Annotated in this window: 14 protein-coding genes; 5 read left to right on the top strand and 9 right to left on the bottom strand. The window is 73.7% G+C overall.

The window, feature by feature from the left end:
- Positions 1 to 85 precede the first annotated feature (85 nt).
- From AC3ET3_RS05955 to AC3ET3_RS05945, 3 genes are all read left to right on the top strand, one after another.
- The gene (locus AC3ET3_RS05955) at positions 86 to 496 is read left to right on the top strand and encodes a DUF7144 family membrane protein (RefSeq protein ID WP_432135105.1); all 411 of its coding nucleotides are present in this window, start codon (positions 86 to 88) and stop codon (positions 494 to 496) included.
- 51 nt (positions 497 to 547) lie between these two features.
- Positions 548 to 991, top strand: a complete 444-nt coding sequence (locus AC3ET3_RS05950) for a DUF2550 family protein (protein ID WP_435611744.1) — start codon at positions 548 to 550, stop codon at positions 989 to 991.
- A gap of 141 nt (positions 992 to 1,132) precedes the next feature.
- A complete protein-coding gene (locus tag AC3ET3_RS05945; RefSeq protein WP_432135103.1) occupies positions 1,133 to 2,494 on the top strand; it encodes an anaerobic sulfatase maturase in 1,362 nt (453 codons plus the stop codon).
- Between the two features lie 54 nt (positions 2,495 to 2,548).
- Here the strand turns inward: AC3ET3_RS05945 and AC3ET3_RS05940 are convergent, their stop codons facing one another.
- From AC3ET3_RS05940 to AC3ET3_RS05925, 4 genes are all read right to left on the bottom strand, one after another.
- A complete protein-coding gene (locus tag AC3ET3_RS05940) occupies positions 2,549 to 2,746 on the bottom strand; it encodes a hypothetical protein (protein WP_432135102.1) in 198 nt (65 codons plus the stop codon).
- 105 nt (positions 2,747 to 2,851) lie between these two features.
- The gene (locus tag AC3ET3_RS05935) at positions 2,852 to 4,084 is read right to left on the bottom strand and encodes a PP2C family protein-serine/threonine phosphatase (RefSeq protein WP_432155942.1); all 1,233 of its coding nucleotides are present in this window, start codon (positions 4,082 to 4,084) and stop codon (positions 2,852 to 2,854) included.
- 175 nt (positions 4,085 to 4,259) lie between these two features.
- On the bottom strand, positions 4,260 to 5,609 hold the full coding sequence (locus AC3ET3_RS05930; RefSeq protein ID WP_432135100.1) for a chloride channel protein: 1,350 nt from the start codon (positions 5,607 to 5,609) through the stop codon (positions 4,260 to 4,262).
- A 274-nt stretch (positions 5,610 to 5,883) separates the two neighbouring features.
- Positions 5,884 to 6,501, bottom strand: a complete 618-nt coding sequence (locus AC3ET3_RS05925) for a potassium channel family protein (RefSeq protein ID WP_435611743.1) — start codon at positions 6,499 to 6,501, stop codon at positions 5,884 to 5,886.
- Positions 6,502 to 6,708: 207 nt separating this feature from the next.
- On the opposite strand from AC3ET3_RS05925, the gene AC3ET3_RS05920 reads away from it, so the two are divergent.
- Complete coding sequence (locus AC3ET3_RS05920) at positions 6,709 to 7,095, top strand: ArsR/SmtB family transcription factor (RefSeq protein WP_432135098.1); 387 nt, start codon at positions 6,709 to 6,711, stop codon at positions 7,093 to 7,095.
- A gap of 69 nt (positions 7,096 to 7,164) precedes the next feature.
- Here AC3ET3_RS05920 and AC3ET3_RS05915 read toward each other — a convergent pair whose 3' ends face one another.
- From AC3ET3_RS05915 to AC3ET3_RS05905, 3 genes are all read right to left on the bottom strand, one after another.
- Positions 7,165 to 7,869 (bottom strand): TIGR03943 family putative permease subunit, encoded by a 705-nt coding sequence (locus AC3ET3_RS05915; protein ID WP_432135097.1) that lies wholly within the window; start codon positions 7,867 to 7,869, stop codon positions 7,165 to 7,167.
- The gene (locus tag AC3ET3_RS05910) at positions 7,866 to 8,903 is read right to left on the bottom strand and encodes a permease (protein WP_432135096.1); all 1,038 of its coding nucleotides are present in this window, start codon (positions 8,901 to 8,903) and stop codon (positions 7,866 to 7,868) included. Before AC3ET3_RS05910 ends, AC3ET3_RS05915 begins: the two co-directional genes overlap by 4 nt.
- Positions 8,904 to 9,003: 100 nt before the next feature.
- Positions 9,004 to 10,836 (bottom strand): S9 family peptidase, encoded by a 1,833-nt coding sequence (locus AC3ET3_RS05905; RefSeq protein WP_435611742.1) that lies wholly within the window; start codon positions 10,834 to 10,836, stop codon positions 9,004 to 9,006.
- 129 nt (positions 10,837 to 10,965) lie between these two features.
- On the opposite strand from AC3ET3_RS05905, the gene AC3ET3_RS05900 reads away from it, so the two are divergent.
- Entirely contained in the window at positions 10,966 to 11,958 is a 993-nt protein-coding gene (locus AC3ET3_RS05900) for an SURF1 family protein (RefSeq protein WP_432135094.1), read from the top strand.
- Here AC3ET3_RS05900 and AC3ET3_RS05895 read toward each other — a convergent pair.
- Both AC3ET3_RS05895 and AC3ET3_RS05890 read right to left on the bottom strand, forming a co-directional pair.
- Entirely contained in the window at positions 11,928 to 13,004 is a 1,077-nt protein-coding gene (locus tag AC3ET3_RS05895; RefSeq protein ID WP_435611741.1) for a hypothetical protein, read from the bottom strand. The two genes, AC3ET3_RS05900 and AC3ET3_RS05895, sit on opposite strands and share 31 nt — an antisense overlap.
- 113 nt (positions 13,005 to 13,117) lie before the next feature.
- Complete coding sequence (locus tag AC3ET3_RS05890; protein WP_432135232.1) at positions 13,118 to 13,693, bottom strand: SigE family RNA polymerase sigma factor; 576 nt, start codon at positions 13,691 to 13,693, stop codon at positions 13,118 to 13,120.
- Positions 13,694 to 13,755 lie beyond the last annotated feature (62 nt).

Genomic DNA, 13,755 nt, shown 5'->3' with positions numbered 1-13,755 from the left:
GGGTGATCACGCCGCCCGCGGCGGCCCGCATGCTCGAAGGCGCAGCGTTGGCGCTGCGTCTCGCCCACGAAGTGAGGTACCGCCCATGACCACGATGACGACCCGTCGCCACTCGGACACCAGCGAGGCCTTCGCCGGCGGACTGACGATGTTCGCCGCCGTCCTGCTGTTCATCGCCGGCATCCTGGACCTCTTCCGGGGCATCATGGCGATCGCCAACGACGACGTCTACGTGTCCACCCCCAACTACATCTTCAAGTTCGACCTGACCAGCTGGGGCTGGATCCAGCTGGTCCTCGGCGTGATCGCCATCAGCGTGAGCCTGGGCCTCTTCTCTCGTGCCACGTGGGCCCGCGTCGTCGGGGTCGGCATCGCGGGGCTCCTGATCATCGCCAACTTCCTGTCGATCCCGTACTACCCGGTGTGGTCGCTCGTCCTGATCGCGATGTACGCCTTCGTCATCTGGGCGCTGTGCGTCGTACGGCCGGAGTCCTGACCCTGACGGCGGCCGACGACCCGGCCGTCGCCGGTGCGGGGAAGGAACGTCATGCCCGCCGCCCTGCTCGCCGTGCTCGGCGTGACCCTCCTGGTCGTCGCGGCGCTCCTGGCAGCCGTCTTCTGGCGTCGCCGGTGGCTCCTCCGCAGGCCGGGCGCGTTCCACTGCGCCGCGCGGGTCGTGGCGGGCGAGGAGAGGGGGCTGCGCAGGGGGTGGCGGCCCGGATACGGGCGGTGGGTCCAGGACGTCTTCGTCTGGACCCCCGCCCCGCTGCTGCTGCGGACCGTGCTGGTGCCCGTGGACGCCGTGAGTGCCGCCCGCCCTCTCGGGCCCGGGGAGGTACGCCGCCCGCAGCACCTGGCCGCGGCGACCACGCTGACCGGCCCGCGCGCCATGCTGGAGGTGGCGGTGTGCGAGCGGGACGAGGCCCTGGCCTGCCGGCGGCCCGCCGCGGACCCGACCGGGCTGACGCGCTCGCCGCGCTCCCACCTCTGACGGCGTACGGCGAACCGCGCCCGGGCACCCCGGGCGCCCCGTAGGCCGAGCACCCCGCGCGCCCGGCGTACGGGCGAACCACGCCCGGGTCACCCCCGCCGGGTGATCCTCCGGGCGGCGCGGGCGGCCCATGCTGGGCCGATGAGCACCGTAGAGCTGCCTGACCCGACCGTGCGGCGTCGGCCCTTCCACCTGCTGGCCAAGCCCACCGGGGCGATCTGCAACCTGGACTGCACCTACTGCTTCTTCCTCTCCAAGGAACTGCTGTACGAGGGCAGCAGATTCCGTATGGCGGACGAACTGCTGGACACCTACATCCGGCAGCTGATCGAGGCGCACGGCCCGGCGCCCGAGGTCACGGTGGCCTGGCAGGGCGGTGAGCCGACGCTGATGGGCCTCGACTTCTTCCGCCGGTCCGTGATGTACGAACGGCGGTACGCCCGTCCCGGCCAGCGGATCGTCAACACCGTCCAGACCAACGGCACGCTCATCGACGCCGAGTGGGCCCGCTTCTTCCGGGACCACGACTTCCTCGTCGGTCTCTCCGTCGACGGGCCCCGCCGGCTGCACGACGCCTACCGGGTCGACAAGGGCGGCAAGCCCACCTTCGACCGCGTCATGCGCGGGCTGGGCCACCTGCGCGAACACGGCGTGCGGTGGAACGCGCTGACGACCCTGCACGACGCCAACGCGGGGCACGGCCGCGACGTCTACGCGTTCCTGCGCGACGACTGCGGCGCCGAGCACATGCAGTTCATCCCTATCGTGGAACGCACCACCGCGCCCGGGCTGCCGATGGCCGACGCCGGCTGGGGCGCCCGCGCCGAGGGCCGCCCCCTCTACCGGCAGGAGGGCGACCACGTCACCGAACGGTCGGTGACCGGGCCGCAGTACGGGCGGTTCCTCATCGACGTCTTCGAGGACTGGGTACGCCACGACGTCGGCCGGGTCTACGTCCAGATGTTCGACGTGGCCCTGGCCAACTGGTACGGGGAGCCGCCCTCGCTGTGCGTGCACTCCAGGACCTGCGGCAGCGCCCTCGCCCTGGAACACAACGGCGACCTGTACTCCTGCGACCACTTCGTCGAGCCGGACCACCTGCTCGGCAACATCGGCGACCGGCATCTGCTGGAGCTGGTCGACTCACCGAGGCAGCGGAGGTTCGGCCAGGACAAGTACGACACCCTGCCCCGGCACTGCCACGCCTGCGACGTCCGCTTCGCCTGCCACGGTGGCTGCCCCAAGGACCGCTTCGACACCACGCCGGACGGCGAGCCGGGCCTCAACCACCTGTGCGCCGGCTTCAAGGCGTTCTTCCACCACGTCGACCGCCCGATGCGCACGATGACCGAGCTGCTGCGGCAGGGTCGGGCGCCCGCCCTGATCATGCGGCAGTACGCCGACGCCGACGCGCGCCGCCCGCACAACGCGCCCTGCACCTGCGGGGGCGGACGCAAGTGGGCCCGCTGCCACGGCAGGCCCGCCGTGTCGGGGCAGCGCTAGCGCCCGACGGCTGGGGCAGCCGTAGCGGTGGGCCGCCGGGCGGCCCGTGGTGGGTCAGGTCGCGATTCTGCGCATCTCCACGACGCGCAGGCCAAGAGACCGGAACCGGGCCAGCAGCCCGTAGAGCTGGGCCTCGTCGGTGACCTGGCCGAACAGCACGGTCTGCCCGGACATGACGCAGCTCTCCAGCTCCGGGAACGCGCCGGTCATCGTCCTCGACATCTCTCCCTCGACGCGGATCTCGTACTGCATGAGCGCGCATCCCTCGCAGCTGGTGCCCCTCCGGGTCTCATGCTGTTCCGGCCCGCGGACCGGCGCATCACCCGGGCCGGGTGACCTCCCCGGCAGGCCGTGCGGTCACAGACGGATGATGACGAGGGCCGTGTCGTCGGTGTTTCCGGTCGGTGGGAGGAGGTCGGCCAGGAGGGCGTCGGCCAGTTCCTCGGGAGCGGCCCGGCCGTTGCGCACGAGGGAGTCGGCGAGACGGCCCAGGCCGACGTCGATGTCCTCGTTACGGCGTTCGATCAGACCGTCGGTGTAGAGGACGAGGGTGGCGCCCTCGGCGAAGTCCGTACGGGCCTGCGGCCGGGGAACGTGTTCGGGTCGGGCGCCGAGCGGCGGGTCGGTCGCCCGGTCGAGGAACGTCACGTCGCCGTCGGTGCCGAGCAGGGCGGGAGGCGGGTGACCCGCGCTGCTGTACGTGAGTGTGTGGGTCTCCCAGTCGATGAAGACCTTCACCACCGTGGTCGACTCGGCACCGGCGACATGCCGGGCGTACAGCCCGAGGGCCTCCAGGGCCCGGGCCGGACCGTCGGCGACCCGGGCGGCCGCGCTCAGCCCGCTGCGCAGCTGCCCCATGACGCCCGCCGCCTTGAGGCCGTGACCGACGACGTCACCGACGGCGACGGCGATGCGGTCGCCGGGCAGGTCGACCAGGTCGTACCAGTCGCCGCACACGTTCAGGGTGCCGACGGCGGGCCGGTAGCGGACGGCCGCCCGGTGGTGCCCGATCGGGGTGGGGGCGGGCAGCATCGCCGCCTGCAGGGCGAGGGCGACCTCGCGGTCGCGCGCCTGGGCCAGGCGCAGGCGCTCGTTGATCTCCTGCAGTTCGCGGGCGCGGGTGTAGAGCTCGGCCTCCAGTACGCGGGCCCGGCTGCTGTCGCTCCCGGTGCCGCCCCGGGCGCGGATGAGTTCGGTGACCTCCTCCACCCGGTGCACGATCAGTACCACCTGGCCGTCCGGTCCCAGCACGGGTGCGTTGACCGGGCTCCAGAAGTGCTGCACCCAGTGGCCGGGGCGCTCGGGGTCCTCGATGTCGTAGCGCAGCAGAGCCATGGTGTCGCGTTCGCCGGTGGCCAGCACGCGCCGCATCGACGCCTGGGTCTCCCGCATCCCGGCCGCCGCCGGGTCGTTCGGGTTCTCGGGGAAGACGTCGAAGATGTAGCGGCCCAGCAGTTGCGCGCGCGTGCGCCCGGCCAGCCGGAGGAAGTCCTCGTTGGCGTCGGCGTACATCAGATCGGGGGTGAGCAGGGCGACCATTCCGGGCAGGGCGTGGAAGACCGCCGTGTAGTCGATCCGGGGTTCCTTCATGTGCTGCCCGCCTCGGCGCCGACCGTCACTGTGCGGCTCCACGATAGGAGCGAAGGTGTCCGAAGCCGGGCCAATCGTTCCCGCGCGGTCCCGGCAGTCACCTGTGCGGCCCGCCCGTCGGGCACGCGCGGCCGGCCACCCGGCCTCGGCGAGTCGAGCGCCGGGAAGGGCGTCGTCAGGAGGAAGGACGTTCCGATGGCGGGGCCGCCGGTCGGTCGGGAACCGGCGTGAGCCGCGCCGTCGCGACGTACGAGACGACGACCGCGACGATCACCAGCGGCATGACGGTGAGTCCCGAGGCGCCGAGCAGCAGCGTGGCGAGCAGGACGGAGACCAGCGGCAGCCGCAGCACCGCGGCGCTCATCGCCCCGATGCCCATGGCGAACCCGGCGACCAGGGTCAGCCCCGGCAGGTGGGAGAACAGGATGCCGCCGGCCGCTCCCAGGAACATCGCCGGAAAGATCGGGCCGCCCCGGAAACCGCTGAGGGACGCGCAGTAGGCCAGCCCCTTGCACAGCACCAGCAGCAGCAGTGCACCCACCGAGTAGGCGGCGCTGTGCCTGAGCAGAGGATCCAGCGCCGTCTGCCCCGAATACAGCACGTCGGTCGCCGACTTGCCGGTGCCTTCCGCGTAGCCGATCGCCAGGCCCGCGACGGCCAGGCCCATGAGGACCGTGGCCGGCACCCGCCGCTTGGCGACCTGGGTCCTGAGCCGTAGGGCGAGCCGGTGGATCCCGGTCCCCGCCAGTGCCGCCGACAGCCCGATGACCAGGGCCCAGCCGAATTCCGCCGCCGCCGGGTGCGAGGCCTCGGGGACGTCGTGAAGGACCAGCGAGTACGTGCCCAGCCCGGTCCAGTCGCCCAGTCCGACGAAGATGAGGTCGCCGACGCCCGCGGCCAGCAGGCCGGGCACCAGCACGAGTGTCATCATCGGCCCTCCCAGCCCGGAGGCCTCCATCAGGAGGAACGCTCCCAGCAGGGGTGAGCCGAGCAGCGAGCTGATGGCGGCGAAGCTGCCCGCCGCGCCCAGCACCGCGGTCATCCGCTCCGGAGGGTTGCGTCTGACCGCCCGTACGGCGCCGGCGGCGAGCCCGCCGCCGAGTGCCAGGAGAGGGGCCTCGGGCCCGAGGACGGCGGCGAAGCAGAGCGTGGCCAGGGCGGCGAGGAAGATGCCGGGCAGCTCGACGGGTGACGGCGGGCCGCCCGTCCCGAACCCGGCCGTCGGTTCGTGACCGCCGTTTCCCGGCAGGTACCGGATCGTCAGTCCCACCAGCAGTCCCCCCACGGCGAGCAGCGGCAGCGGCCACCACGACGGCGTCCCGTCGAACCCCAGCGACTCGGGAAGATCCGTGTAGATCAGGGGCTGAACCTCGCCGACCAGCGCGAGGAAGCCGAAAGCGGCGGCGGACACCGGCGCGCCGATCAGCGCGGACATCACCAGCAGCACCACGTACGCGCGGCTCCGCAGGAACGTCGACGGATCGGGGGACGACGCCGCCGCGGGTCCACTCGTGGCGACCGGCATGCGCATTGCCTCCTCGCGGTCCGCATGTGGCTCCGCATGTGGCGGGGTCCCGCCCGGCGCGTTCGGCAGTCCCGTGCCGGCACCCGGCCACCCTGCCACCCGGCCACCCGGCCACTCGTGGGGAGCGGCGCCGCTACGAGCGTGGCACGCCGCCGCCGTACGGGCATGCCGATGTCCTCCATGCGGGGCGTTCCTGCGGGGCTCCACGTGCGGCGTCCCCTGTGGGGCATCCGTGTGTGGGTCCCTGCGCGGCACCCCGGCGCCCCACCGGTGGTCAGCCGGAGTCCTCCGTGCCCGGCCGCGTGCCGGGTGACGAGCCGGGGGGCGTGCCGTGGGACGTGCCCGATGGTCCGGCGGAGTCCGTCGACCGGGCGTCCTCCGCCTTCTGGATTGCACCGACGAGGAACCGTGCGACGATGCCGACCAGAATCACGTCGGCCAGCATCTGCACCGTGGTCAGGACGCGTGCGGTCTCCGTCACCGGGGCGATGTCCCCGAAGCCGACCGTGGCGAACACGGTGACGGCGAAGTACATGGCGTCCGTGCGCTCCAGCGTCTCCGTGAACGAATCCGTCCGGTTCTGGGACACGACCTCGTACGCCGCCGCGAAGATGAGCAGGAAGACCGGCCCGACGGTGGCCATGGTCTCGAGGGCGCGCAGCCGGGGGTAGTCGGACGTCACGACTTTCCGCACCTGCCTGACGGCCACTCCCGCCAGGAGCGTGAGACTCCCGGCCAGCGTGATCGCCGTCCTGGTGTCGAGGCCGTGGTCCAGCGGCAGCAGGTAGTAGACGACCACCGACAGGAGCACGGTCACCGAGGACCGCGCCACCGAGATCAGCACTCGACGGCGCGGCACCTGGAAGCTCGCGGTCTGCCGGGGTCTGTTCATGACGTCACCGCCTCCCACTATTCACCGCGGGAGGCTCCGAAGGGGCCCGGGACGCCGCCCGGCGAGCCTGCTGCAACCCTTTTGGCTGCGTCTCCCGGACAGCCTTGACGGCGACGGCCGGGCCCGCTCCACCCGGCGGCTGCCTATGTCCGCCGAGGACTGATCCGGCCCTGGCCCCACTGGTTCGACACGTGTCAACATAGACGCATGTCGAACGCCGAGGTGCCGCCCCTGCTGGAGTCCCAGGGCCCCGAGGCCGCCCGGGGCCCGGAGGCCGCCGCACCGTGCTGTCCGCCGCTGACCGAGCGTCCCTTCACCGGTGAGGAGGCGGAGCGCACCGCCCGGATGTTCAAGGCGCTCGGGGACCCGGTCCGGCTGCGGCTGTTCTCCTCGGTGGCCTCGGCCCCGGACGGCGAGGCCTGCGTGTGCGACATCTCCGATGTCGGGGTCTCGCAGCCGACCGTCTCCCACCACCTGAAGAAGCTGCGGGAGGCCGGGCTGCTCACCTCCGAGCGGCGCGGCACCTGGGTGTACTACCGGGTGGAGCCGTCGGTGGTCGCCGCGATGGGGCGCATCCTCGGCGCGACCGGCTGACCCGCCCGCTCAGGACCCGCCCGCTCAGGACCCGCCCCTTCGGGGCCCGCCCACCCACGACCCGCCCGCTCAGGTGTTCCAGTCCTCGTCGTACGGATCGTGCGGCACCGGCACCGGCGTCGCCGCCGTCACCTCGAACGAGGGGATCGGGCCGCCGTTCACGGGGTCCTTGGTCACCCGGGGCGAGTAGCCGCCGCTGACGCGCAGCCAGGTGTCCGGTTGCAGCACCGGGGGGACCTCCCCGGTCAGCGCGATCTTGATCGGCTGGGCGTCGGCGGCACAGCAGCTCAGCGCCATCCGCACCAGGTACGGGGCGCCCGCGCCGTCCACCGCCAGGAAACCGGTGATCTCGATCCGCCGCCCGGCCAGACCCCGTCCGTCGGCGTAGACCGCCCGGCCCGCGTAGTCCGCCACGCCCAGCCGCAGCGGATCCCCGGAGGGCAGCGCCGGGTAGGCGACCGGCTCCTGCAACGCCGTGCCCGCCCGGGTGGCGCTGTACGAGCCCAGCGCCGGCGGGGCCACCAGGACCAGGGCGAGGACGGGCAGCACGAGCAGCCAGGAGACCCGTGGTCCGGGGTGCCGGTCCTCGGGCCGACCCGCCTTCCTGGCGTACCAGACCGAGGCCAGCGCCGCCGCGACGAGCACCGCGCCCGCCGTCAGCAGCAGCGGCCGCAGGCCCCCCTTCACATAGCGCAGATAGAGGTCCGTCGTCCCGGCATGCAGCAGGGACGCCCCCAGCAGGAACAGGACCGCCGTCTGGGACTGCCGGTTCACAGCAGCACCGCCCCCACGCCCACCGACACCACGATGGCCGTGACGAACGACAGCGGCGCGAACCGCACCGCGAACGCCCGCCCGAACGTGCCCGTCTGCATGGCGAACAGCTTCAGGTCGATCACCGGCCCCACCACCAGGAACGTCAGCCTCGCCGTCAGCGAGAACTGGGTCAGGGAGGCGGCGACGAACGCATCCGCCTCCGAGCAGATCGACAGCACCACGGCGAGCGCCGCCAGGGCCAGCACGGAGAGCACCGGGTGGCCGGCCGTCGCGCGCAGCCAGCTGTCCGGGGCCAGCGCCTTCAGGGTCGCCGCCGCCGTCGCGCCCACCACCAGGAAGCCGCCCGCGTGCATCACGTCGTGCCGCACCGAGTCCCAGAACGCCTCGCCCCTGGTACGTCCCTCCGCCGCGCCGTGCCCCCGCGGGCGCAGCAGGTCGGTGCGGCCCGAGCGGTGCCACAACCAGCCCATGGCGCACGCCGTCAGCAGACCGGCCGCGAGCCGGGCCACGACCATCAGCGGGTCGCGGGGGAAGGCCACCGCCGTCGCCGTGAGCACCACCGGGTTGATCGCCGGGGCCGACAGCAGGAAGGCCAGCGCCGCCGCCGGGGTCACCCCGCGCCGCACCAGCGCGCCCGCCACCGGCACCGACGCGCACTCGCAGCCGGGCAGCACCGCGCCCACCGCCCCGGCCACCGGCACCGCCAGGGCGGGCCGGGACGGCAGGGCACGCGCGAAGAACGACGCCGGTACGTACACCGCGATCGCCGCCGACAGCAGCACGCCCAGCACCAGGAACGGCAGCGCCTGGACCACGACCGCCACGAACACCGTCGTCCAGCTCTGCATCACCGGAGCGGACAGCGCCCCGCGGATCGGGCTCTGCGCCAGGAACAGCGCCATCAGCAGCAGCGTCAGGAGCAGCGGCGAACCGGCCCCGCCCCGCCATCCGCCCTGGCTCCCCTCGCCGTCGGGCGCGGGGCCGCGCCGCGGCGCCGGCTCGCCCCGCGGGGCCGGCTTGGTGATCGCCACGGTCCGGGCACCTCCGGGTCGCCTGTACTGCCTCCTGTTCCCTACGGCTCACCCGACCCGCGCGTTCAACCACACCGCCCGGCCGCCGCCGCGCCCGCGCTCAGCGGCGGCTGACGGCGGCCAGGTGCCGGGCCGCGAAGTCCAGCTCCAGCCCGACCTGCTTGATCCGCTCGTCGACCACCAGCGAGCCGTGCCCGGCGTCGTACCGGTACACCTCGTGCACCGCCCCGCGCGCCCGCAGCCGCTCCACGTAGTTGTCGACCTGCCGGATCGGGCAGCGTGGGTCGTTCACGCCCGCCGAGATGTACACCGGGGCCTTCACCTGGTCGACGTACGTCAGCGGGGACGACGCCGCGAAGCGCTCCGGGACCTCCTCCGGGGTGCCGCCCAGCAGCGTGCGGTCCATCGCCTTCAGGGCCTCCATCTCGTCGTGGTACGCGGTGACGTAGTCCGCGACCGGCACCGCGGCGATGCCCAGCGTCCACGCGTCCGGCTGGGTGCCCAGGCCCAGCAGCGTCAGGTAGCCGCCCCAGGAGCCGCCGGTGAGGATCAGCCGGGCGGGGTCGGCGAGCCCGGTGGTGACGGCCCACTCGCGCACCGCCGCGATGTCCTCCAGCTCGATCAGGCCCACCCGGTGCTTCAGGGCGTCCGTCCACGCCCGGCCGTACCCGGTCGAGCCGCGGTAGTTGACCCGGATCACCGCGTACCCGTGGTCCACCCAGGCGGCCGGGCCCGCCGCGAAGGAGTCGCTGTCGTGCCAGGTCGGCCCGCCGTGAATGTCGAACACGGTCGGCAGCGGACCGCTCGCCCCGGCCGGTCGCTGCAACAGGGCGTGGATCCGGCCGCCCGGACCGTCCACCCACACGTCCTCCACCGGCACCGACCCCGGCGACTTCATGCCCGGCGGATCGAGCACCACCCGGCCCGCCGTGGACCGGACGGCCGACGGTTCGGCGGCCGACGACCACAGGAACTCCACGCTGCCGTCGGGGCGGGCCGTCGCCCCCGACACGGTGCCGCGCGGGGTGGGCACGCGCTCCAGGGCGCCGCTCGCCAGGTCGTACCGGAACAGCTCGCTGCGGGCCTCGAAGCTGTGCGCGATCAGCAGTCCGCTGCCGTCCGCGTACCACTCGGCGCTCACGTCACCCGGCAGGTCCAGCGCCAGGTCGGTCTGCTCGCCGCTGCTCACGTCCCACACCAGCGGCTCCCACCGGCCGCGCCGCTGGTGCCCGACGAGCAGCCGGGTGTCCCCGTCGACCGGCGCGAAGCCCAGCACCTCCAGCCCCAGCTCCTCGGTGCCGCCCCGCGTGTCGTCCAACTCGGCGACCGTCGTGCCGTCGAGGCGCATCACGCGCAGCGCCGAGTGCATCGCGTCGCCGTGCTCGGTGTGCTCGATCACCAGCAGCGAGCCGTCGTGGGAGAGATCGCCCACACCGGCCGACTCGCGGTGCCGGTAGATCTCCGCCGGCGTCTCGCCGGCACGCGCCAGGTGAATGGTCGTGCCGTCCTCGTCGGTCGACCGCCCGACCACCGCCGTGCACCCGTCGCGTCCCAGTGCCAGGCCCGCCGGGTAGGACGGGTCCAGTCCCGGCACCGCCAGCTCGTCCTCACCGCCCGTGAAGGGCTGGCGCCGCCACACGCCGAACTCGTCGCCGTCCTTGTCGTCGAACCACCAGATCCACGCGCCGTCCGGCGAGAGCACGCCGTCCGTCGTGCCGTTCGCCCGGTTCGTCACCTGGCGCTGCTCGCCCGTGGTCCGGTCCCAGGCGTACAGCTCGTACGTCCCCGTCGCGTTGGACACGAACAGGGAGTGGTCCGGCGCGTCCTCCGCCCAGTCCGGCAGTGACACCCTCGGCGCCCGGAAGCGCTTCTCCCAGTCCGCCATCCGATCGTCCCTACGCTCAGGCGCACCCGCCCCGTAGCTCTCAGTCATGTCCCCATACTGCCCGCTGGAGAGGCCGATCAGCGCCGCCCCCTCCCAGCCTGTGGACAACCCGCCCCTTGTGGACAAACGCGCCCCCCACTCCGGGCCCGTCCCGCCGCTGCCCGTACCGTGGAACCCGTGTACCGGTTCCTCCTCACCCCCCGCTGGTGGGGCATCAACGTCTTCGTCCTGGTGGCCATACCGTTCTGCGTCTTCATGGGCTCCTGGCAGCTGAGCCGCTTCGAGGCGCGCGTGGACGACCACCGCACCGCCGAGACCCGGGCCACCGAGAGCGGGAACGAACCCGTCCGCCCCCTCACCGCCCTCCTGCCCGTGGACAAGGCGACCGTCGGCCGTCCGGTCACCGCGACCGGCACCTACGCCGACCAACTGCTCGTCCCGGACCGCACGCTGGACGGGAGGACCGGCTTCTACGTGCTGACGTTCCTGCGCACCGACACCGGCAAGGCGGTCCCCGTGGTGCGCGGCTGGCTGCCCGGCACCGCCGACGCGGCCAGGGCCCCCGCCCCGCCCGCCGGCGAGGTCACCGTCACCGGCGTGCTCCAGGCGTCCGAGAACCCCGGTGAGAACGGCGTCCGCGCGCGCGGCGGCCTGCCGCCGGGCCAGACCGCGGCGATCAGCACGGCCTCGCTGGTCAACCTGGTCCCGTACGACCTCCACGACGCCTGGATCACCCTGCGCACCGCCGACCCGGGGATGACGGCGGTGCCCGCGACCGCGCCGAGCGGCACCGGGCTGGACCTGAAGGCGTTCCAGAACCTCGGCTACACCGGCGAGTGGTTCGTCTTCGCCGGCTTCGTGGTGTTCATGTGGTTCCGGCTGCTGCGCCGCGAGGTGGAGTTCGCCAAGGACGCGGCGCTCGGCCTCACCCCGCCCGACGGCGAGGACCGGGGCGCCGGGCAGCATCCGGCCGACGGCGAGGAAACGGCCGCCGCCAAGTCACCGGCGGACGGCGGAGAAGCGACTGCCGCCGGATCACCGGCCGACGGCGAGGAGGAACCGGACGCAGACGCGCAGTCGGCCCCGTCCCCGGCCGCCGGAGAACCCCGGCCCCGGCCCGCCGGCGAAGAGCCCCCGTCCTACGACGAGACCAGCACCCCGGTGCGGTAGACCGTCCCGGCGCACGCGTCGGGCACCACCGCCGACACCGCCGGTCCGCCCTCGGCCGGGGTGTACGTCACCTTGACGCTGCCGTCGGCCGTGCCGTCCTCCCTGATCAGCTGGGGTGACGTACCGGTCGGACCGGAGTCGCCGGCGCCGTCGGCGGTGCTGGTCTGGCCGGTCGGGCTCGGGCTGGGCGAGGCGCCGCCGCCCATGGTGTCGCCGGACCCGGAGCCGGTGTCGCCACCGCTTCCGCCACCGCTTCCGCCGCCGCTGTCGGCGGGGCAGGTTCCGGAGGGCACCCAGCCGAACTTCACCTCGTAGGCGGAGCCGGGCGCCAGGACGAGCCGGGGCACGTACAGCGACGGGTCGGGCAGGGCGGCCGCCGGACCGCCGGAGACATGCTCGGCCACGGTGATCTTCGCGGGGTCGGCGGCCCCCTGGGCGGTGGGCGTCAGGGTGACCTCGCCGCCGACGGCACAGCCGGCGGCGGAGACGTTCAGCACGCGGAACGTGCCGTAGACCGTGCCGGCCGCGTCGGGCACGGCCACGGTCGAGGTCGCGGAGCCGAGCTGCTCCGCCGTGCACAGCGGAGCGCCGACCGGTGACGCGGACGGGCCGGCGTCGGTGCCGCTCGTCGCGGCTTCGGAGTCCTTGTCGTCGCCGCTTCCGGTGCCGCTGCCCTTGCCCTGGTCGGCGCTCTGCCCGGCGCCGCCGGCGGTGCCGGTGGCGTTGCCGCCCGTGCCGTCGGGGTCGCCGACGGTGCCCTCGGTCTGGGAGGCCTGCCCGGCGATGGACGGGTGGGCGTCGGAGCCGCCGGAGTTGGACACGTGCACCAGCGCGGGCACGGCGGTGCACACGAACAGGGCGGCCGCCGCCATGCCCACGGCGGCCTGTCGCTTGCGGGCCCGGCGGGCGGGGACGGCCCGGTGGAGGTGATCCAGGGTGCCGTCGCGCGGCTCCATCTCCCCCACCGCCCGGTGCAGCATCCGGCGCAGGGCCAGCTCGTCCGAGTCGAGCCCGTCGGGACTCTGGTCGTCGAGGTGGTCGTTCACGGTTCCGTTCCCAGGGTGCGATCGCTTCCAGTCTTGCTCGTGCGGTGGCCCGTCGGGGCCGTCGTACCGCCCCGGCCGGCCGTCGTGCCGCCCGGTGCCGTCGTGCCGCCCGCTCACGTCGTCGCCCCCATCGACCTGCGCAGGGCGGCGATACCGCGCGAGCCGTAGGCCTTGACCGAGCCGAGCGAGATGCCGAGGGTCTCGGCGACCTGGGCCTCGGTCATGTCGGCGAAGTAGCGCAGGACGAGCACCTCGCGCTGGCGGCGCTGCAGGCCCTTCATCGCCTTGATGAGGGAGTCGCGCTCCAGCTGGTCGTAGGCGCCTTCCTCGGCGCTCGCCATGTCCGGCATCGGCTTGGACAGCAGCTTCAGGCCGAGGATGCGGCGGCGCAGCGCGGAGCGGGAGAGGTTGACGACGGTCTGCCGCAGGTAGGCGAGGGTCTTCTCGGGGTCGCGGACGCGTTTGCGCGCGGAGTGCACCCGGATGAAGGCCTCCTGGACGACGTCCTCGCAGGAGGCGGTGTCGTCGAGCAGGAGAGCGGCGAGACCGAGGAGCGAGCGGTAGTGCGCACGGTAGGTCTCGGTGAGGTGGTCGACGGTGGTGCCCGCCGCCACGGTCTCCTCGGCGCCGTCGCGCGGACTGGGAATGCGGGCGGGCCGCGCTGCGGGCATGGGCGCGATCACCGGCATGCCGCCGGACGCACCCGCCGAGCGGGGGCGGACGATGCTCCGGGGCGGCCGCACAGCGGTGC

The sequence above is a fragment of the Streptomyces sp. bgisy159 genome (genome assembly GCF_057707805.1).
This window is presented reverse-complemented; position numbering and strand designations above follow the sequence as displayed.